Genomic DNA, 19,292 nt, shown 5'->3' with positions numbered 1-19,292 from the left:
GCCCAGCGCCGCGCGGGCGGCGCGCATCGTCGCGTCCACGGACCCGGTCGACAGCCGCCCGCCGCGCACGCCCCGGAACAGCGGCCCGTCAGGGGCCAGCCGCCAAGGGCATTGGCGCAGGTATTCGGCCACGGCGTCGCGGGCCACGGGCAGGACGGGAACATGGCGCTGCCGCCCGCCCTTGCCGGTGATGGTCAGGCTGTCGCGGAACGGCCAGTCGGCGCCGTTCAGCCCCAGCGCTTCGGAAATGCGCAGGCCAGACCCCCAGAGCAGCGTCATCACCGCCACGTCGCGCGCCGCCACCCAGGGCGTGTCATGGCCCAGGGCCACCATGTCCAGCGTGTCCCGCGCCTGGTCCGGGGTCAGAGGGCGGGGCAGGGACCGGATGTATTTCGGACTGCGCGTGGACAGGGCGGCGGACAGGTCATAGCCCTCGCGGTCGGACATCCAACGCAGGAAGCTGCGCACCGCCGATTGCCGCCGGGCCAGCGACCGCGCGCCCAGGCCCCGCGCGCGTTCGGCGGCGGCAAAGGCGCGCATGTCGGTCTGACGCAGCTCGGCCAGCGATTTCGGCGTCGCGGCCTGCCCGTGGTGACCGCCCAAAAAGGCCAGGAAAGCCAGCAGGTCGCCGCGATAGGCGGTGACGGTGTGGGGGGACCGATCGCGGGTCGCGGCCTCGACCTCCAGCCAGCGGGCCAGGACATCGGCCATGGCCGGGGCAAGGGCCAGCAGCTCGGGCGCCGCGGGCACGGTCATGGGCGCAGCCGGGACAGCAGCACCAGCCGGAAGACCTGCGCGAAGAAGCGCAGCAGGTCGGTGCCATGGGCGGGCATGAAGCGGGTCTTGTCGGCGCTGCCCATCAGCAGCATGGCGCGCGGGCGCCGGGCGCCCAGGTCGATGGGCAGCAGCGCCTCGGACGCGACGACGCGGCCATGCATGACCTGCGTGATGGGCGAGGCCGGGCGCAGCACGATGTCGTCGCCCCGCGGCGTGCGCCGCCCGGCGGCGACGATCCGGCCGATGGCGCCTTCGGGGACAACGACCGCATCCTCGGGCAGGCCGGGGATGGCGGGGTCGGGTTCGACGACCAGCCGCAGCGTCTCGATTCGCAGCAGGGGGGCGATGTCGGATTGCAGGCTGTCCACCAGTTCCGCCAGATCGGCCGTTTCCAGCAGCCCGATCACGGCGCGGTGGATCACCGCCGTGCCCGACTGGTTGTCGAAGGCGGCGGCGATCACGCTTTCATGCTGGGACTCCAGCCGGTCGAGGCGCGTTTCCAGCGCCTCCATCGCGCGGCCGCGGATGTCGATGACGTTGTCGCCCACCTCGGCCTCGCGGGCCGCGACAAGGGCGCGCATCAGGTCGCGGTCGGCCAGGATGACGCCGGGATCGGCCAGAAGCTTGTCGCGCGTTTCCGCGTCCAGAACCGCCTGCTGTTCCGCCGTCATGCCTGCCCCTTCGCGTTACCCGCCGATCTTCTGACCGGTCTTTGCCCAGTCGGCAGTGAACTGCTCAAGCCCCTTGTCCGTCAAGACATGTTTCGCCATCGACTTGATCACGGAAGGGGGTGCGGTGATCACGTCGGCGCCGATCTTGCCCACCTCGACGATGTGGTTCACCGAGCGGATCGAGGCGGCGAGGATCTGGGTCTCGTACCCATAGTTGTCGTAGATCTCGCGGATGTCGGCGATCAGGTCCACGCCGTCCAGGCCGATGTCGTCCAGCCGGCCCACGAAGGGGCTGATGAAGGTGGCGCCCGCCTTGGCGGCCAGGATGGCCTGGGCGGCGGTGAAGCACAGCGTCACGTTGACCATGTGGCCTTCGTCGGCGAAGGTCCGGCAGGCCTTCAGCCCGTCCCAGGTCAGCGGCACCTTGATGGCGATGTTGGGCGCGATCTGCGCCAGGTGGCGGCCTTCGCGGATCATGTCCTCGGCCTTGTCGGCCACGACCTCGGCGCTGACGGGGCCGCTGACCATCTCGCAGATCTCGCGGGTGACTTCCTCGATGTTGCGGCCGGCCTTCAGGATCAGCGACGGGTTGGTGGTCACGCCATCGACCATGCCCAGATCGTTCAACTCGCGGATGGCATCCACATCGGCGGTATCGACAAAGAATTTCATGGTCCCGGCTCCTTGATCGGTTCGTGCGCGTGATAGCGCAAAACCATGCCCGCCGGAAGGGCGGGCTTGCAACGCGGGCGGCGCAGGGCTTTATCAAGGGCGATGAAAACCCTTCCCGCCTTTTTCCCTCCGCGCGCCCGGATCGCGGTCCTCACGGTCGAGCCGGTGGGCGTGCTGGACTATCTGGCCCCCGAGGGCGGCGTGGCCCAGGGGCAACTGGTGCTGGTGCCGCTGGGACCGCGCCGGGTGCTGGGCCTGGTCTGGGGCGAGGGGGTGGGCGATTTCGACCTGGCCAAGCTGCGCCCGGTGGCGCGCGTGCTGGATGCGGAACCTTTCGACGCGCGGTTCCTCGATTTCCTGACGCGGGCCGCCGACTATACCCTGACGCCCCTGCCGCTGATGCTGCGCATGGCGACGCGCGCGCCCGACCTGGACCAGCCCCCCGCCGCCCGCCGCGTGATCGTGCCGGGCGGCGCCCCGCCCACGCGCATGACCGAGGCGCGCGAACGCGTGATGCAGGTGGTGGCCGACCACGGCGGCGCCAGCTTTGCTGCGTCCGAGCTGGCGCAACTGGCGGGGGTCGGCACGGCGGTGGTCAAGGGCCTGGTCGCGGCGGGCACGCTGGCTGAGGTTCAGGCCCCCCGCGACCTGCCCTATCCGCGCCTCGATGCCTCGCGTCCCGGCAAGCCGCTGGACGCCCAGCAGCAGGCGGCGGCGGATGCGCTCCGCGAGGCGATCCGGGGCGGCGGCTACGGCACCACCCTGCTGCGCGGCGTCACCGGGTCGGGCAAGACCGAGGTGTATCTGGAAGCCGTCGCCGAATGTTTGGCGAAGGGCCGTCAGGCGCTGGTCCTGCTGCCGGAAATCGCGCTCTCGGCCGAGTTCCTGGACCGGGTCGAGGCCCGCTTTGGCGCGCGTCCCGGCGAATGGCACAGCGGCATCACCCGCAGCGAACGCCGCCGCCTGTGGCACATGGCCGGGCGCGGCGAGGTGGGGTTGGTCGTGGGCGCGCGGTCGGCGTTGTTCCTGCCCTTCCGCGACCTGGGCCTGATTGTCGTCGATGAGGAGCACGACAGCAGCTACAAGCAGGAGGACGTGGTCTATTACAGCGCCCGCGACATGGCGGTGCTGCGCGCCTCCATCAACGGGGCGCAGGTGGTGCTGGCCTCGGCCACGCCCTCGGTGGAAAGCTGGGTGAACGCGGCCAGCGGCAAGTACCGGCGCCTGGATCTGCGGTCGCGCTATGGCACGGCGGAACTGCCCGACATGGCCGCCATCGACCTGCGGGCCGAGGAGATGCCGGGGGGCCGCTGGATCTCGCCCACATTGGCGGCCTCGGTCGAATCGCGGCTGGCCAAGGGGGAACAGTCGCTGCTGTTCCTGAACCGGCGCGGCTATGCGCCCGTCATGCTGTGCCGGGCCTGCGGCGAGCAGATCGGCTGCCACCAATGCGACGCGCGGATGGTGGAGCACCGCTTCCAGAACCGTCTGGTCTGCCACCAATGCGGCGAAACGCGCCCCATTCCCACGGCCTGTCCGTCCTGCAAGGTGGAAGGCAAGCTGGCCCCCATCGGCCCCGGCGTGGAACGCATCGCCGAGGAGGTCGCGGCGCGTTTTCCCGACGCCAAGGCCACGGTGCTGTCGTCGGACCTGTTCCATTCGGCCCGCGCGCTGAAGGACACGATTGCGGAAATCGCCAATGGCGACACGCAGATCATCATCGGCACGCAGATCGTCGCCAAGGGCCACAATTTCCCGCGCCTGACGCTGGTGGGCGTGATCGACGCCGACCTGGGCCTGCAGGGCGCCGACCTGCGCGCGGCCGAGCGCAGCTTTCAACTGATGCGGCAGGTCGCGGGCCGGGCCGGGCGGCAAGGGGGCGCGGCGCCGGGGGTGGCGATGCTGCAAACCCACCAGCCCAACCATCCGGTGATCCGCGCGATCCTGTCGGGCGAGGACGAGGCCTTCTGGAACGCCGAGGCCGCCGCGCGCCAGGCCACCGGAATGCCCCCCTTCGGACGGCTGGCGGGGATCATCCTGTCCCATCCCGATCTTGGCATCGTTTCCGACTTCGCCCGCCACCTGGCCGCCCATGCCGCGCCGCTGGTGGAGGCGGGCGCCCAGCTTTGGGGACCGGCCCCCGCGCCCATCGCGCGCATCCGGGGCCGCCACCGGGTGCGGATGCTGATCCATGCGCCCCGGCAGGCGCCGATCCAGGCCGCCATCGCCGACTGGCTGGCCCCGCACAAGCCGCCGAGCAACCTGCGGCTGTCGGTGGACATCGATCCGCAAAGCTTCCTTTAGGATCGTGCGTCGAACGCGGACCGCGCGGCCTCGATCCGATCAAGATGCGCTTCGGCCCATTGCCAGACGCCGCAGAATGCCTCGGCCAGGCCAAGGCCCAGGTCGGTCAGGCGATAGTCCACGCGCGGCGGGATGACCGGATGGACGGTGCGGGTCAGCAGCCCGTCGCGCTCCATCTGCCGCAGGGTCTGGGTCAGCATCTTCTGGCTGATGCCTGGCACCGCTCGGCCGATGGCGGAAAAGCGCATCTCGCCGCCCTCGGTCAAGGCTTCCAGGATCAGCATGGTCCACTTGTCGGCCACGCGGCCGATCAGGTCGTTGACCAGTTGCGTGACGCGCGGGTCGATGGCGGACAAGAGCGGCGCGGACATGGATGCACTCTCCGAACGGTAAGTATAAATCTTTCCAGTGCCTTCTTCCCGGAAGAAAGCGATTTGCCCCATATGACCACAGGCAAACGGGAAAGGAAGACCCATGCAGACCAGCGGAAACACCATCCTTCTGACCGGCGGCACCTCGGGCATCGGGCTTGCCCTGGCGCAGCGGTTCCATGCGGCGGGCAACACCGTCATCGTCACCGGGCGCCGAACGGCGCTGCTGGACCGGATCACGGCGGATCATCCCGGCATGATCGACCATGCGCTGGACGTCACCGATGCCGGGGCGATCCGCGCCTTCGCGGCGCGGGTGGTGGCGGACCATCCCGGCCTGAACGTCGTGATCCACAACGCGGGCATCATGGTGGCCGAGGACGTGACGGGCGATTTCCTGGACACGGCCGAGGCGACGATCGCCACCAACCTGCTGGGCCCGATCCGGCTGACGGCGGCGCTGATGCCGCATCTGCTGGAACAGCCGCGCGCGACGATCATGACGGTATCGTCGGGGCTGGCCTTCATGCCGCTGACGCGGACGCCGACCTATTGCGCCACAAAGGCCGCGATCCATTCCTGGTCGCAGTCGCTGCGCGTCCAGTTGCGCGACACGGCCATCGAGGTGCTGGAGCTTGCGCCCCCCGCCGTCCAGACCGACCTGATGCCGGGACACGCCACCGACCCGACCGCCATGCCGCTGGATGACTTCATCGACGAGGCGATGGGGATTCTGGATCAGAACCCGACGCCGCCGCTGGTCGGCGTCAGGCGGCTGGACTTCCTGTCCAGGGCCGAGGCCGAAGGGCGCTATGACCAGACCTTCGCCCGGCTGAACGGCCTGTAACGGGTCAGTTCCTCAGAACGATGCAGCGCCCGCCCAACTGCCGGAAGCGCGCGCAGAAGCGGTTGGCCTCGGACTTGCTGTCCCAGCCGACCTGGGCGGTATAGACCGCGCGCGGCATTCCCGTGATGCGCTTGCGGACATAGCCCACCTGCTTGTCGCCCAGGATGGGGCGCAGGCTGCGGTTCAGGCTGGCGACCTGGCGGATCGCGCCGGACTGGTTGGGATGGCTGGCCACGATCACGCCCCAGGGAAAGACCTTGGGCTGGATCATGAACTCGCGCAGCTTGCGGTCGCCCGCCAGCTTTTCGCAGGCCGGGCGGAACGCCATGTCGGGGTCCAGCGCCAGCTTCAGCTCGGCCGGCGGGGGCGGGTTGTCGCGCCAGCGCAGAGCCTCGAAGCCGGTGATGGCGGCGACATAGTCCTGCGTCTCGTAGGGCAGGCCGCCGTTCTGGTTGATGAAGCGCGCGGCCCGGTTCTCGCCGCCGTTATAGGCGACGGCCGCAAGCCCGATATTGCCGAAGGTGTCGGCCAGGTGACGCAGGTACCAGGCCGACTTGTGGATCGCTTGCGCGGGGTTGAAGGGGTCGTGCAGGTCGTAAAGCTCGGCCGTGCCGGGCATGAACTGCGCGATGCCGAGGGCGCCCACGGGGCTGACCGCCCCCGGCTCGAACCGGCTTTCCTTCCACAGAAGGCGGGCAAGGAAGTTCGGGTCCAGCCCGCGCTGAAGGGCGTTGCGCTCGATCAACATGCAGACATCGGCGGCGTAATGGCCCAGCCGGACGCAGTCGCGCCCGTCATCGGTGCAGCGCAGCTGTTCCGACTGGCGGGCGGGCGGGCGGCCCTCGATGGCATCGACGGCGGGAAAGGCATGGAGCGGCGCCGCGAGGGCAAGAACGGCAAGCGTTCGCCCGACCAGTCGGGCCAGGCCACGGCAAGGGGATCGGGGCAGGAACATCATCGCCGGCCGGGGGTCAGGCGCCGTCGGACGACTTGGCCTTGCCCGCCTTCTTGCCGGACTTGTCTGCCTTGCCGGCCTTGCGCTCGGCCTTCCTTGCGGCCTTCTCGGCGTCCTTGCGGGCAGCTTTCTCGGCCTTCTTGGTAGCCTTCCTTTCGACCTTGCGGGCGTCCTTTTCGGCCTGCTTGGCGGCCTTGCGTTCCGCCTTGCGCGCGGCCTTGGCATCGTCCGCCCCCACCGGCGCAGACGCGGACGGAGCTGCCGCCGCAACCACGGGTCCGGGTGCCGCAGCCTTCGGCGCGGACTTGGGCTTGGCGGCAGCCTTCGGCGTCGGCGCGGCCTTTGCCGCGGGCTTCGGTTCGGCGGCAAGCTTCGCTTCCGCCTTGGCGGGGGTTGCCTTGGCCGCGGCGGACTTGGTCCCGGCCTTGGCCACGCGGCGCAAGCCGGTGCGCAGGTCGGGCTTGCGGGTCTCGGCCTTTTCGCGGCCCGCGGGCTTTCGCGCGGGCGATGCCGGGGCGCGTTTCGCGGCTTTCGCCGCGGCGGCGGGCCTTGCGGGCGCTGTATCTGCCGCAGCGGCCTGCGGCGCCTGCTTGCGCTTGCGCTGCTGGGCATTGGCGCGGCGCAGGGCGGCGGACAGCAGTTCCCTGGCCGAGACCTGCCCGTCCTCGCCCACGGGGGCGGCGCTCGCGACCGCGCTCTCCAGATCCGCGATCAGCGTCGCCAAGGCGGTGTCGTCCAGGCCTCCCAGGGCCGCGCCACGGCTGATGTCGGTCAAGGCGCGCTGCTCGGCCGTCAGCAGTTCCTGTTCCAGCTTGGTATAGTTGGGCATCGCTGTTCCCTCGGCACGTGGCCTGATTTTGCGGCGGATGGTGAAGAAGATTCTTCGGTTTTGCAATTGGAAAGGCCCCGGCGCAAGCCGGGGCCAAGGTTGTCGCAAGGCCGTCCGCCTATTGCACGGCGCTTTCCACCGGAGAGATCGTCGTGACCGGCGCGCTGGCCGGGGTCGAGACCGTCGTGACCGCATAAGGATCGGTCAACTGCTGCGAGGGCATGGCGGCCATCGCGGTCTGCGGCTGGCCCGCCGGGACGACATAGCCTTCCGGCGTCTCGGTCATCGGGCCTTCCAGGCGGACGCTCTCGGCCTCGCTGCGGACATGGACCGTCGCTCCGGTGCTGACCTGGCCGAACAGGTCCATGATGTCCTGGTTGAACAGCCGGATGCAGCCCGCCGAGGTCGCCTTGCCGATGGACGACGGGTCCATGGTGCCGTGGATGCGGTAATAGGTGTCGCGCCCGCCTTCATAGAGATACAGCGCCCGCGACCCCAGCGGGTTGTGCATCCCGCCGGAAAGCCCGCCCGCGAACTGCGCATACAGGTCCGGCTGGGTGCGGATCATGTTGTCGGTCGGGCGCCAGCTGGGCCAGGTGGCCTTGCGCGCGATCGTCGCGGTCCCGGCATAGCCGGTGCCCGCCCGGCCCACGGCCACGCCATAGCGCATCGCCTGGCCGCCCGGCTGGACGTGGTACAGAACGCGGGCATAGGGATCGACCACGATCGTGCCCGGGGCCTCGGGACCGTTGTAGGGCACCTGCTGGCGCTGGTTGCGCTCGTTCAGATAGGCGGCGCGGACGGCGGGGATCTGGATCGGCTCTCCGTTCGGGCCAGTATCCGTCCGGGCCTGGTAGGCTTCGGGCACCGTGGGGTTGGCCAGCGTGATCGGCTGGCTGCTTCCACATGCGGCAAGCCCCAGGGCAACCGCCGTGAACAGGGTAACGAGACGCATCATCATCTTCCTTCATGGCCTTCGGCGTCACGGCAAGGACCGGCGCCAGCAGCGGGTAATATTTCGTCCAGATCACGACCGGCAGCAGAACCGGCGAGTGATTCGCGCAGAGTTTCATCAGCCCGTCACATGCACCGGGCGTCAAGCCTTGCGGCCCTGTCCGGCAGACGGCAATCCTTATGTTGTGGCGAAAGGGCGGCAGTCCGTTCAAGATTGACTGACGGTGGAACAACTTATCGTTTGCTTTGGTTTCATTGCCACCTGCAAGCGCGCTAACCTGACCGCAGATTGCCCCCGGCCACCCGGCAGGCCAGGCTGCACCCCGAAGCCAGAGCGACAGTTCCCGTGACCGACCAGACAGCATCCCGGCCCCCATCCCCGTCAGCCCTTGCTCCGTTTCGGTATCACGACTTCCGCCTGCTGTGGGGCGCCACGCTGATCTCGAATTTCGGCGGCCTGGTCCAGGCGGTCGGCGCGGCCTGGCTGATGACGCAGCTGACCGACAGCGCCACGCTGATCGCGCTGGTGCAGGCGTCGAACACGCTGCCGATCATGCTGCTGGCGCTGGCCTCGGGCGCGCTGGCGGACATCTTCGACCGCAAGGCGATCCTGTTGTTCGCGCAATGCTTCATGGCGGCGGTGTCCGTCCTGCTGGCGGTGGTCGCCTGGCAGGGCTGGCTGACGCCCTGGCTGCTTCTGGCCTTCACCTTCCTGATCGGAGCGGGGCAGGCGCTGTACAACCCGCCCTGGCAGGCCAGCATGGGCGACTTGGTTCCGCGCGCCGACCTGCCGGCGGCGGTCACGCTGAACTCGGTCGGGTTCAACCTGATGCGCAGCGTGGGGCCCGCCGCGGGCGGCTTCATCGTCGCGGGATTCGGCGCGGCAGCGGCCTTTGCCGTCAACGCGGCCAGCTATGTTCCCCTGCTGGGCGCCCTGTTCCGCTGGCGCCCGAACATCGCCCCGCGCACCGCCCCGCCCGAGGCGTTCATGCCCGCCGTCGCCGCCGGCCTGCGCTATGTCTTCCTGTCGCCGAACCTGATGAAGGTGATCGGGCGCGGCGCCCTGTTCGGCTTTGCCGCCGTGTCGGTCCTGGCGCTGCTGCCGCTGGTTGCCAAAAGCCACCCCGAGGGCGGGTCCATGCTGTTCGGCGGCCTTCTGGGCTGCTACGGCATCGGCGCCATCGTCGGGGCGGCCCTGAACCCCCGCATCCGGGCGCGCTTCAACAACGAGAACATCGTGCGCATGGCCTTCGCGGGCTTTGCGCTGTCGGCGGTCGTGCTGGGGCAGACGCAAAGCATCTGGCTGCACGCCCTGGCGCTGCTGCCCGCCGGGGCGTCCTGGGTGCTGGCCTTGTCGCTGTTCAACGTGACGGTGCAACTGTCCACCCCCCGCTGGGTCGTGGCCCGCGCGCTGGCGCTTTACCAGACGGCGACGTTCGGCGGCATGGCGGCGGGTTCCTGGGTCTGGGGCGGCATCGCCGGGGCGCATGGGCTGGGCGATGCGCTGACGGCCGCAGGCCTGGTGCTGCTGGCGGGTGCGGTCGTCGGCTTCTGGTTCAAGGCGCCGGAATTCGGCACCGCCGACCTGGACCCGGTCAACCGCTTTCGCGAACCCGCGCTGCGGCTGGATCTGCGCGGCCGGTCCGGGCCGATCATGGTGATGGTGGATTACCGCATCGCCCAGACCGACACGCCCGAGTTCCTGCGCCTGATGGGCCTGCGCCGCAACATCCGCCGCCGCGACGGCGCGCGGAACTGGGCCCTTCTGCGCGACCTGGAACATCCCGACCTGTGGTCCGAAAGCTATCACATCGCCACCTGGGACGAATATGTCCGCCACAACCTGCGCCGCACCAAGTCCGACGCCGAGGTGGCCGTGGCGCTCCGCGCCCTGCATCAGGGCGAGGGCGATCCCCTTGTCCACCGCATGATCGAACGCCACAGCGTCGGCCCCGAGGACGACCTGCCCCTGCTGGGCAAGATGGAGGTCTGAATGACGGCCCTGTTCACCCACCCCGATGCCGAACGCCATATCACGCCCCCCGGCCACCCCGAGCAGGTGGCCCGATACGCCGCCGTGATCGAGGCGCTGGCCGACCTGCCCCTGGACCGGCGCGAGGCGCCGCGCGCGGAGGAAGCCGACATCCTGCGCTGCCATCCCTTGCGCTACCTGGAGCGCATCCGCGCCGCAATCCCCGAGGAAGGCTGGCAGATGCTGGACGCCGACACGCACCTGTCGCCGGGCAGCCTGGATGCCGCCCTGCGCGGCGCGGGCGGGGCCGTCGCCGCAGTCGATGCCGTTCTGGCGGACGAGGCCGCGAATGCCTTCGTCGCCATGCGCCCGCCCGGCCACCATGCCGAGCGCGAAAAGCCGATGGGCTTCTGCCTCTTCGGCAATGCGGCCATCGCGGCCATGCGCGCCCTGGACCATCACGGGCTGGACCGCGTGGCGGTGCTGGACTTCGACGTCCATCACGGCAACGGCACGCAGGATCTGCTGTGGGACGAAGGGCGCGCCTTCTTCGCCTCGACCCACCAGATGCCGCTTTACCCCGGCACGGGGTCGGCAAGCGAAACCGGCGCGCATGGCCAGGTGGTGAACGTGCCGCTGCGGCCCGGATCGGACGGCGCGGCAGGGCTGGCGGCCTGGCGCGGCATCCTGGCGCGCGCCCGCGATTTCCGGCCGCAACTGGTGATCGTCTCGGCGGGGTTCGATGCCCATGCCGCCGATCCCCTGGCGCAACTGGAATGGGACGACGGCGATTTCGCCGCCGTCACCCGCATGATCTGCGAGGTGGCGGCGGATCTGTCGGCCCCGGTGGTATCCTGCCTGGAAGGTGGCTATGATCTTTCGGCTTTGGGCCGGTCCGTCCGCGCCCATGTCCAAGTGCTGCTGGAGGCCGGAACATGAACGACATCGCGACCATGAGCTTCGAGGAAGCCATGAAGGAGTTGGAGGCCACGGTCGGCAAGCTGGAAACCGGCGACGCGACGCTGGACGAATCGATCCGCCTTTACGAACGCGGTGCTGCCCTGCGCCAGCATTGCGAAAAACGCCTGCGCGAGGCCGAGGACCGGGTGGAAAAGATTACCCTCGCGGCCAATGGCCAGCCCACGGGAACGGAACCGGCCGAGGGGCTGTGATGCAGGACCGATTGCAGGCCGTGAAGGCGCAGGTCCAGGCCGCGCTCGACCGGGCCATTGCCGCCCTGCCGCCGGGCGAATTGCGCGACGCCATGGCCTATGCCTGCACGGGCGGCAAGCGCGTCCGGGCCTTTCTGGTCATGGAATCGGCCCGCCTGCATGGCGTGGCCGACGATGCCGCGCTGCCCGTCGCCGCGGCGGTCGAGGCGCTGCACGCCTACTCGCTGGTCCATGACGATCTGCCGGCCATGGACGACGACGACCTGCGCCGGGGCCTTCCGACCGTCCATGTGAAATGGTCCGAGGCCACCGCGATCCTGGCGGGCGATGCGCTGCAGACGCTCGCCTTCGGGCTGCTGGCCGATCCTGCGGTTGGCGATCCCGCCGCGCGCGTGCGGCTGGTCGCGGCGTTCGCGCAGGCGGTGGGCGGCGCAGGCATGGTTTGGGGGCAGGCGCTCGACATCGCCGCCGAAACGGCAGCCGCGCCGCTGACGCTGGACCAGATCACCCAACTGCAAGGCGGCAAGACCGGCGCGCTGATCCGCTTTGCCGCCCTGGCCGGGCCGCTGATCGCGGATGCCGATCCCGCGCCGCTGGCCGCCTATGCCGATGCGGTGGGCCTGGCCTTCCAGATCGCCGACGACATCCTGGACGTGACCGGCAACGAAGATGTGACCGGCAAGCGCGTCGGCAAGGATGTGGCGGCGGGCAAGGCCACCTTCGTGTCCCTGCTGGGCCTGGACGGCGCGCGGGCCGAGGCCGCGCGGCTGATCGCCGCAGCCGATGCCGCGCTGGTGCCTTACGGTCCCCGGGCCGGAAACTTGCGCCACTTGGCGCGTTTCGTTATCGAACGTGACACCTGAACGACGCCCGCCCGCAATGCCTGAGAGGGCCAGCCCATGACCGACACTTACAAGACGCCGATCCTCGACCGGGTCAAGCTGCCCTCGGACCTGAAGTCGCTGAGCGACCGCGAGCTGCACCAGTTGGCCGACGAACTGCGGTCGGAAACGATCAGCGCGGTCAGCGTCACCGGCGGGCATCTGGGCGCGGGCCTGGGCGTGGTGGAACTGACCGTGGCGCTGCACGCGGTCTTCGACACGCCGCGCGACAAGATCATCTGGGATGTGGGCCACCAGTGCTATCCCCACAAGATTCTGACCGGCAGGCGGGACCGCATCCGCACCCTGCGCATGGGCGGCGGGCTTGCAGGCTTCACCAAGCGCGCCGAAAGCCCTTATGACCCCTTCGGGGCGGGTCATTCCAGCACCTCGATCAGCGCGGCCTTGGGATTTGCCGTGGCGCGCGACCTGGGCGGGGATCCGGGCGACGCCATCGCGGTGATCGGCGACGGCGCCATGAGCGCGGGCATGGCCTTCGAGGCGCTGAACAACGCGGGCCACCTGGGCAAGCGGCTGATCGTCATCCTGAACGACAACGAGATGTCGATCGCCCCGCCGGTGGGCGCGCTGTCGTCCTACCTGACCAGCCTTTACACCCGCCGTCCCTTCCAGGACCTGAAGGCCGCCGCGAAGGGCGCCGTGGGCCTGTTGCCGCCGCCCTTTCAGGAGGGCGCGCGCCGGGCCAAGGAAATGCTGAAGGGCATGACTATCGGCGGCACTTTGTTCGAGGAACTGGGATTCTCCTATATCGGCCCTGTCGACGGGCACGACCTGGACCAGCTTCTGCCGCTGCTGCGCACGGTCAAGGCGCGCGCGACCGGCCCGGTGCTGATCCACGCGGTGACGAAAAAGGGCAAGGGCTACGCCCCGGCCGAGAACGCGGCGGATCGTGGCCATGCCACGGGCAAGTTCGACATGGTGACGGGCGTGCAGGCCAAGGCGAAATCGAACGCCCCCAGCTATACCGCCGTCTTCGCCCAAGCCCTGATCGACGAGGCCGGGCGCAACGAGAAGATCGTGGGCATCACCGCCGCCATGCCGGACGGAACGGGTCTCAAGCAGTTCGCCGAACGCTTCCCCCGCCGGACCTTTGACGTGGGCATCGCCGAACAGCACGCCGTGACCTTCGCGGCGGGGCTTGCGGCGGGCGGCATGAAGCCCTTCTGCGCGATCTATTCCACCTTCCTGCAGCGCGGCTATGACCAGGTGGTCCATGACGTGGCGGTCCAGAACCTGCCCGTGCGCTTTGCCATCGACCGCGCCGGGCTGGTGGGCCAGGACGGGCCGACCCATGCCGGGGCCTATGACATCGCCTTCCTGGCGAACCTGCCCGGCATGGTCGTCATGGCCGCCGCCGACGAGGCGGAACTGGTGCACATGGTCGCCACGGCCGCCGCCCATGACAGCGGCCCCATCGCCTTCCGCTTCCCGCGCGGCGAGGGCACCGGCGTCGAGATGCCCGAACGCGGGCAGGTGCTGGAGATCGGCAAGGGCCGCATCGTCCGCGAGGGCAAGGGTGTCGCCCTGCTGTCCTTCGGCACCCGCCTGTCCGAGGCTGCGAAAGCCTGCGAGGCCCTGGGCGCGCGCGGCATCACCCCCACCGTGGCCGATGCGCGCTTTGCCAAGCCGCTGGATCGCGACCTGATCCTGCGGCTGGCTGCCACCCATGACGCGCTGATCACGCTGGAGGAAGGCGCGGTCGGCGGCTTCGGCAGCCATGTCGCGCAGCTTCTGGCAGACGAGGGGGTCTTCGACGGCGGGCTGCGCTTCCGGTCGATGGTGCTGCCCGACCGCTTCGTCGACCACGACGCGCCCTTCGCCATGTATGACAGCTCGGCCCTGAACGCCGCCCATATCGAAGCCAAGGTGCTGGAGGTCATGGGCGTGGCGCGACTGGCGGGCAGGACGGCCTGATCGCAAGGCTGATGCTTTTCCGGGCAGTTCGCTGACCGGAATGGCACGGCATCCCTGTTCCCCGCGATGCGTCACGGATTGCGGCGGGCAGGGCTGAAACTTTCCCGCCACGCGCGTATTCTGGTTTTGTGGAACGTGTGAGTCTGTTCCATCTCCTCCCGAACCTGGCGGCCTTGGCCGCCATGCCGCCAGAGACCCGTCCCTCCTCCCGCGCCGTCTCTGGCGGTCTTCGGAATGAAGAACGCGGGGCGCGCAATCGCCCCGCGTCCTGTCTTGCGCCGGCTTAGTGGACGGTCGCGTCCGGCTTCGGCCCTTCGCCGACCGCGCCCAGCTTGTGACCGGCACGGCCGATGCGGCTTCCGACGATCAGCCCGTCATGGCCCGCGCCGACTTGCACCGTCTGCCCGTCCAGAACCTCGCCCGACAGCAGCAGTTCGGCCAGGGGGTCCTGCAGGGCACGCTGGATCACCCGCCTCAGCGGACGGGCGCCGAAGACCGGGTCATAGCCCTGGTCCGCCAGCCACTTGCGCGCGTCGTCATCCAGATCCAGCGCGATCTTGCGACCGGCCAGACGCTGTTCCAGGCGCCGCAACTGGATGGAGACGATCCCGTCCATGTTCTGCCGCGACAGGCGGCGGAAGATGATGATCTCGTCCAGGCGGTTCAGGAATTCGGGCCGGAAATGCGCCCGGACCGCTTCCATCACCTGATGGCGGGCATCGGTCGAATCCGACCCTTCCGGCAGATGCGACAGCGCCTGAGACCCGAGGTTCGAGGTCAGGATGATCAGCGTCTGCTTGAAGTCCACCGTCCGGCCCTGGCCATCGGTCAGGACGCCGTCGTCCAGAACCTGCAGCAGCACGTTGAACACGTCCGGGTGGGCCTTCTCGACCTCGTCGAACAGGATCACCTGATAGGGACGCCGCCGCACGGCCTCGGTCAGCACGCCGCCCTCGTCATAGCCGACATAGCCCGGAGGGGCGCCGATCAGACGCGCCACGGAATGTTTTTCCATGAACTCGGACATGTCGATGCGGACCATGGCGCTGTCGTCGTCGAACATGTATTCGGCAAGCGCCTTGGTCAGTTCGGTCTTTCCGACGCCGGTGGGCCCAAGGAACAGGAAGCTGCCCAGCGGGCGGTTCTCGTCGTTCAGGCCCGCCCGCGCGCGGCGGACGGCATTCGACACCGCCACCACGGCCTCTTGCTGGCCGATGACGCGGGCGCCGATCTGTTCCTCCATCTTCAGAAGCTTCTCGCGCTCGCCTTCCAGCATCTTGCTGGTGGGGATGCCGGTCCAGCGTTCCACGACCTCGGCGATCTGCTCGGGGCGCACGGCTTCCTCGACCATCAGCCCGTCGCCGGATTCGGCTTCGGAAAGCTGCTTTTCCAGGCCGGGGATGATGCCGTAGGACAGTTCCCCAGCACGGGCGAGGTTGCCCTCGCGCTTGGCCTGGTCCAGCTCGGCCCGCGCGCGGTCAAGCTGCTCCTTGAGGTTGCGCGAACCTTCCAGCTTGTCGCGTTCGGCCTGCCAGCGCGCGGTCATCTCGGCGCTGCGCTGCTGGAGGTCGGACAGGTCCTTTTCCAGTCGTTCCAGCCGGTCCTTGGATGCCGCGTCGTCTTCCTTCTTCAGCGCCTCGGCCTCGATCTGCATCTGCAGGATCTGGCGGTCGAGCGCGTCCAGTTCCTCGGGCTTGCTGTCCACTTCCATGCGCAGGCGCGAGGCCGCCTCGTCCATCAGGTCGATGGCCTTGTCGGGCAGGAAACGGTCGGTGATGTAGCGGTGGCTCAGCGTGGCCGCCGCGACCAGGGCCGCGTCGGAAATGCGGACGCCGTGGTGAAGCTCGTACTTCTCCTTGATGCCGCGCAGGATGCTGATCGTGTCCTCGACCGTCGGCTCCTCGACCATGACCGGCTGGAAGCGCCGGGCGAGCGCCGCGTCCTTTTCGATATACTTGCGGTATTCGTCCAGCGTGGTTGCACCGACGCAGTGCAGTTCGCCCCGCGCCAAGGCCGGCTTGATCAGGTTCGCGGCATCCATCGCGCCGTCGGTCTTGCCCGCGCCGACAAGGGTGTGCAGCTCGTCGATGAACAGGATGATTTCACCGGCAGCGTTCTCGATCTCCTTCAGGATCGACTTCAGCCGTTCCTCGAACTCGCCGCGATATTTCGATCCGGCGATCAGCGCGCCCATGTCCAGCGCCATCAGCTTCTTGTCGCGCAGCGATTCAGGCACGTCGCCGTTGACGATACGCAGGGCCAGCCCCTCGGCGATGGCGGTCTTGCCCACGCCGGGTTCGCCGATCAGCACCGGGTTGTTCTTGGTGCGGCGCGACAGCACCTGCATGGCGCGGCGGATTTCCTCGTCCCGGCCGATGATCGGGTCGATCTTGCCGTCGCGCGCCGCCTGGGTCAGGTCGCGGGCGTATTTCTCCAGCGCCTCGTAGCTGTCCTCGGCACTGGCGCTGTCCGCCGTCCGGCCCTTGCGGATGTCGTTGATCGCGGCATTGAGGTTCTGCGCATTCACGCCACCGGCCGACAATGCATCGCGGGCGTTGGTGTTGACCATCGCCAGCGCCATCAGGATGCGCTCGGCCGGCACGAAGCTGTCGCCCGCCTTTTTCGCCACCTGCTCGGCCTCGTCCAGGACACGCACCAGGCTGGGGTCCACATAGACCTGGTTGTTGCCGCCCTTGACCTTGGGCAGCTTTCCCACGGCCAGATCGACGGCTTCCTTGACGCGCCGGGCATCGCCGCCCGCGCGGGTGATGAGGTTCGACGACAGCCCCTGGTCGTCGTCCATCAGCGCCTTCAGCAGATGTTCGGGGACGACCCGCTGGTTTTCCTCGCGGATCGCGATGGTCTGGGCGGCCTGCATGAAGCCGCGAGACCGCTCGGTGAACTTTTCCATGTTCATCGGCACATTCTCCTTGTGTTAGCCCCCGCGTCGCGGGCGCCCTGTCGGCGCGCCCCGGTTCGGGTCTTCGACTATCATCTGGTAAGTCTTGCAGCGCTTTCAAGCGGCCTGGCGATGTGCCATAACGCCGCGATTTCAGGGACAAGGATGGCAGCATGGATGACCGGCTGATCGTGGCGCTGGATGTGCCGAACGCACTGGCGGGGCTGGAGCTTGTGGAAAAGCTGGGCGACGCCGCCGGCTTCTACAAGATCGGCCTGGGAATGCTGACCGGCGGCGGCCTGGCGCTTGCGCAGGAACTGAAAGAGGAACACGGCAAGCGCATCTTCCTGGACATGAAGCTGTTCGACATCGGCGCCACGGTGGAATCGGCCGTGCGCGGGCTGGCCCGGTTCGACCTGGATTTCCTGACCGTGCATGGCGATCCGCATGTGGTGCGCGCCGCAAAGGAAGGCGCCGCCGGATCGAAGCTGAAGATCCTTGCCGTCACCATCCTGACATCGCTGGAGCGGGCCGACTTGGACGCGGGCATGATCCAGCCGGGCGACATCCACGACATCACCGTGGAACGCGCCGCCCGCGCCTTCGAGGCCGGGGCCGACGGCATCATCTGCTCCCCCAGAGAGGCCACGGCGATCCGCGCCCTGCCGGGATCGCGGCTGATCGTGACGCCGGGGGTGCGTCCCGCGGGCGCCGACCTGGGCGATCAGAAGCGGGTGGAAACTCCCGCCAGCGCCATTGCGGCTGGGGTCGATCACATCGTTGTCGGCCGCCCCATCTGGCAAGCCACCGATCCCCGCGCCGCAGCCCGGGCGATCCTGGCCGAGATGCGCGACTGACGATTGACCGTCCGCGCCATCCGCGCAACCTTGCCCGAAACCGGGAGGGGGTGCGATGGCGGACGATCACGGTATCTGGCAGAAATCCCATAACGACCTGGTGCTGTCGTTCCTGGCCGTCAGGCGGGCCATCGGGGCGCTGGGCTTCTTCCTGCCCCTTGCCTTGCTGGCCTACGGCCTTTCCAGCGGCGGCATCCTGACCAGCATCTCCTCGGCCTACTATACCCCCATGCGAGAGGTCTTCGTGGGCACCCTGATCGCGCAGGCGGTCTTTCTCTGGAGCTACGAGGGGTTCCGCCCCGACGCGGGCGATCTGGTCAGCGACAGGACGACGGCAAGGGTCGCGGCGGTCGCCATTGCGCTTGTGGCTCTGGTGCCGACAAGTCCCGCCAAGGCGCCCGCCGAGCCTTCCGTGGGAACAAGCTGCACGATGCTGCAGTGCCTGCTGGGGGCCGACCTGTCCTCGCTCGTGCATCTGACGGCCGCGGCGGTGTTCTTCGGCGCGCTGGCGGTCTATTGCCTCGTGCTGTTCACCAAGGGCACGGTGGACGGGGCCGAGAAGGACGCCTCGAACCGCATCTACCGGATCTGCGGCTGGACGATCCTTGTCAGCATCGGTCTGGTCGGGGTGATGTTCGCCACCGGGCTGGAAAACCGGCTGCAAGGATTGCGCCCGGTCTTCTGGCTGGAAACCATCGCCACCTTCGCCTTCGCGACAAGCTGGATGGTCAAGGGGGATGCGCTGCGGCCCTTGGTGCGGACCGTGGCGGCGATGCGGTAAGCTCTGCGACCAGATCCCGGAACTGCGGGATCGCACGCGGATGGCTGACGAAATCCGCCAGCGGCATCATCCGCCATTCCCGCCCCTCGTCGCCAAACCGGATACCCGCGACATCCGCGGCAGTCAGGGTCCCCGCGAACAGCCAGGATCGCCAGCCGGGAAACTGGCGCGACGCAAAGGCACGGCCTGTCAGGCGCGACGGCGGCAGGCAAAGCCCGAATTCCTCGTGCAACTCGCGCAGGGCGCATCGAAGGGGGGATTCGCCTCCCTCGCGCCCGCCGCCGGGCAGATCCCAATGGTCCGGAAAAGGCAGTCCGGGCCGGTCGTCGCGCAGATAGGTCAGCAGCCGCCCCCCTTGGGTCAGGACCAGCTTGGCGCCATGGAACGCGGCTTCTTCGTTGTCCAAATACCCGCT

Annotated in this window: 18 protein-coding genes; 9 read left to right on the top strand and 9 right to left on the bottom strand. The window is 68.9% G+C overall.

Annotation, left to right across the window (positions count from 1 at the left end; genetic code table 11):
* The 3 genes from J0F76_RS13855 to fsa all read right to left on the bottom strand — a co-directional run.
* A partial coding sequence (locus tag J0F76_RS13855; RefSeq protein WP_207470303.1) for a site-specific integrase occupies positions 1-756 on the bottom strand: 756 nt, incomplete at its 3' end.
* Entirely contained in the window at positions 753-1,448 is a 696-nt protein-coding gene (locus tag J0F76_RS13850) for a DUF484 family protein (RefSeq protein WP_207470300.1), read from the bottom strand. The genes J0F76_RS13850 and J0F76_RS13855, both read right to left, overlap by 4 nt.
* Positions 1,449-1,463: 15 nt before the next feature.
* Positions 1,464-2,120: a fructose-6-phosphate aldolase gene (gene fsa / locus J0F76_RS13845; protein WP_207470298.1), complete on the bottom strand. Its 657-nt coding sequence runs from the start codon at positions 2,118-2,120 to the stop codon at positions 1,464-1,466.
* 102 nt (positions 2,121-2,222) lie between these two features.
* Between fsa and J0F76_RS13840 the strand changes: the two genes are divergently transcribed.
* Positions 2,223-4,424: a primosomal protein N' gene (locus tag J0F76_RS13840; RefSeq protein ID WP_207470296.1), complete on the top strand. Its 2,202-nt coding sequence runs from the start codon at positions 2,223-2,225 to the stop codon at positions 4,422-4,424.
* On the opposite strand, the gene J0F76_RS13835 is transcribed toward J0F76_RS13840, so the two are convergent.
* Positions 4,421-4,795 (bottom strand): winged helix-turn-helix transcriptional regulator, encoded by a 375-nt coding sequence (locus J0F76_RS13835; protein ID WP_207470294.1) that lies wholly within the window; start codon positions 4,793-4,795, stop codon positions 4,421-4,423. The two genes, J0F76_RS13840 and J0F76_RS13835, sit on opposite strands and share 4 nt — an antisense overlap.
* A 103-nt stretch (positions 4,796-4,898) precedes the next feature.
* Here J0F76_RS13835 and J0F76_RS13830 point away from each other — a divergent pair, with 103 nt between their 5' ends.
* Complete coding sequence (locus J0F76_RS13830; protein ID WP_207470292.1) at positions 4,899-5,642, top strand: SDR family oxidoreductase; 744 nt, start codon at positions 4,899-4,901, stop codon at positions 5,640-5,642.
* Positions 5,643-5,646: 4 nt separating this feature from the next.
* On the opposite strand, the gene J0F76_RS13825 is transcribed toward J0F76_RS13830, so the two are convergent.
* The 3 genes from J0F76_RS13825 to J0F76_RS13815 all read right to left on the bottom strand — a co-directional run bounded on the left by J0F76_RS13825 (position 5,647) and on the right by J0F76_RS13815 (position 8,381).
* Positions 5,647-6,600 (bottom strand): lytic transglycosylase domain-containing protein, encoded by a 954-nt coding sequence (locus J0F76_RS13825; protein ID WP_242690214.1) that lies wholly within the window; start codon positions 6,598-6,600, stop codon positions 5,647-5,649.
* Positions 6,601-6,613: 13 nt separating this feature from the next.
* Positions 6,614-7,426, bottom strand: coding sequence for a hypothetical protein (locus J0F76_RS13820; protein WP_207470290.1), 813 nt, complete (start codon positions 7,424-7,426; stop codon positions 6,614-6,616).
* Positions 7,427-7,544: 118 nt separating this feature from the next.
* Positions 7,545-8,381: a L,D-transpeptidase family protein gene (locus J0F76_RS13815; protein WP_207470288.1), complete on the bottom strand. Its 837-nt coding sequence runs from the start codon at positions 8,379-8,381 to the stop codon at positions 7,545-7,547.
* Positions 8,382-8,726: 345 nt separating this feature from the next.
* On the opposite strand from J0F76_RS13815, the gene J0F76_RS13810 reads away from it, so the two are divergent.
* Genes J0F76_RS13810 through dxs form a run of 5 tightly spaced genes read left to right on the top strand, consistent with a single transcriptional unit; the run spans position 8,727 to position 14,340 of the window.
* On the top strand, positions 8,727-10,373 hold the full coding sequence (locus J0F76_RS13810) for an MFS transporter (RefSeq protein WP_207470286.1): 1,647 nt from the start codon (positions 8,727-8,729) through the stop codon (positions 10,371-10,373).
* Entirely contained in the window at positions 10,374-11,291 is a 918-nt protein-coding gene (locus tag J0F76_RS13805) for a histone deacetylase family protein (RefSeq protein ID WP_207470284.1), read from the top strand.
* Complete coding sequence (locus tag J0F76_RS13800) at positions 11,288-11,524, top strand: exodeoxyribonuclease VII small subunit (protein ID WP_207470282.1); 237 nt, start codon at positions 11,288-11,290, stop codon at positions 11,522-11,524. The genes J0F76_RS13805 and J0F76_RS13800 overlap by 4 nt, the downstream gene beginning before the upstream one ends.
* A complete protein-coding gene (locus J0F76_RS13795) occupies positions 11,524-12,387 on the top strand; it encodes a polyprenyl synthetase family protein (protein WP_207470280.1) in 864 nt (287 codons plus the stop codon). The genes J0F76_RS13800 and J0F76_RS13795 overlap by 1 nt, the downstream gene beginning before the upstream one ends.
* Before the next feature lie 36 nt (positions 12,388-12,423).
* Positions 12,424-14,340, top strand: a complete 1,917-nt coding sequence (dxs, locus tag J0F76_RS13790) for a 1-deoxy-D-xylulose-5-phosphate synthase (protein ID WP_207470279.1) — start codon at positions 12,424-12,426, stop codon at positions 14,338-14,340.
* A gap of 283 nt (positions 14,341-14,623) precedes the next feature.
* Here dxs and clpB read toward each other — a convergent pair whose 3' ends face one another.
* Positions 14,624-17,257, bottom strand: a complete 2,634-nt coding sequence (gene clpB, locus J0F76_RS13785) for an ATP-dependent chaperone ClpB (RefSeq protein WP_207470277.1) — start codon at positions 17,255-17,257, stop codon at positions 14,624-14,626.
* 155 nt (positions 17,258-17,412) lie between these two features.
* On the opposite strand from clpB, the gene pyrF reads away from it, so the two are divergent.
* Positions 17,413-18,096 (top strand): orotidine-5'-phosphate decarboxylase, encoded by a 684-nt coding sequence (gene pyrF / locus J0F76_RS13780; RefSeq protein WP_207470276.1) that lies wholly within the window; start codon positions 17,413-17,415, stop codon positions 18,094-18,096.
* A gap of 55 nt (positions 18,097-18,151) precedes the next feature.
* Positions 18,152-18,877 (top strand): hypothetical protein, encoded by a 726-nt coding sequence (locus J0F76_RS13775; RefSeq protein WP_207470275.1) that lies wholly within the window; start codon positions 18,152-18,154, stop codon positions 18,875-18,877.
* Here J0F76_RS13775 and J0F76_RS13770 read toward each other — a convergent pair.
* Positions 18,825-19,283 carry an NUDIX hydrolase gene (locus tag J0F76_RS13770; RefSeq protein ID WP_242690213.1) on the bottom strand — a complete coding sequence of 153 codons (459 nt, stop codon included), beginning with the start codon at positions 19,281-19,283 and terminating at the stop codon, positions 18,825-18,827. The two genes, J0F76_RS13775 and J0F76_RS13770, sit on opposite strands and share 53 nt — an antisense overlap.
* Between the last annotated feature and the right edge of the window lie 9 nt (positions 19,284-19,292).

This window comes from Paracoccus fontiphilus (genome assembly GCF_017356265.1).
Lineage (GTDB): Bacteria > Pseudomonadota > Alphaproteobacteria > Rhodobacterales > Rhodobacteraceae > Paracoccus > Paracoccus fontiphilus.
Note: the sequence above shows the minus strand (reverse complement) of the source record. Positions and strands in the feature narration are given on the sequence as shown.

Coding starts and splice junctions, on each gene's coding strand:
- fsa (WP_207470298.1), bottom strand. CDS start 2,120: ATGAAATTCTTTGTCGATACCGCCGATGTGGATGCCATCCGCGAGTTG.
- J0F76_RS13850 (WP_207470300.1), bottom strand. CDS start 1,448: ATGACGGCGGAACAGCAGGCGGTTCTGGACGCGGAAACGCGCGACAAG.
- J0F76_RS13830 (WP_207470292.1), top strand. CDS start 4,899: ATGCAGACCAGCGGAAACACCATCCTTCTGACCGGCGGCACCTCGGGC.
- dxs (WP_207470279.1), top strand. CDS start 12,424: ATGACCGACACTTACAAGACGCCGATCCTCGACCGGGTCAAGCTGCCC.
- J0F76_RS13800 (WP_207470282.1), top strand. CDS start 11,288: ATGAACGACATCGCGACCATGAGCTTCGAGGAAGCCATGAAGGAGTTG.
- J0F76_RS13815 (WP_207470288.1), bottom strand. CDS start 8,381: ATGCGTCTCGTTACCCTGTTCACGGCGGTTGCCCTGGGGCTTGCCGCA.
- J0F76_RS13805 (WP_207470284.1), top strand. CDS start 10,374: ATGACGGCCCTGTTCACCCACCCCGATGCCGAACGCCATATCACGCCC.
- pyrF (WP_207470276.1), top strand. CDS start 17,413: ATGGATGACCGGCTGATCGTGGCGCTGGATGTGCCGAACGCACTGGCG.
- J0F76_RS13775 (WP_207470275.1), top strand. CDS start 18,152: ATGGCGGACGATCACGGTATCTGGCAGAAATCCCATAACGACCTGGTG.
- J0F76_RS13825 (WP_242690214.1), bottom strand. CDS start 6,600: ATGATGTTCCTGCCCCGATCCCCTTGCCGTGGCCTGGCCCGACTGGTC.
- J0F76_RS13795 (WP_207470280.1), top strand. CDS start 11,524: ATGCAGGACCGATTGCAGGCCGTGAAGGCGCAGGTCCAGGCCGCGCTC.
- J0F76_RS13835 (WP_207470294.1), bottom strand. CDS start 4,795: ATGTCCGCGCCGCTCTTGTCCGCCATCGACCCGCGCGTCACGCAACTG.
- clpB (WP_207470277.1), bottom strand. CDS start 17,257: ATGAACATGGAAAAGTTCACCGAGCGGTCTCGCGGCTTCATGCAGGCC.
- J0F76_RS13840 (WP_207470296.1), top strand. CDS start 2,223: ATGAAAACCCTTCCCGCCTTTTTCCCTCCGCGCGCCCGGATCGCGGTC.
- J0F76_RS13820 (WP_207470290.1), bottom strand. CDS start 7,426: ATGCCCAACTATACCAAGCTGGAACAGGAACTGCTGACGGCCGAGCAG.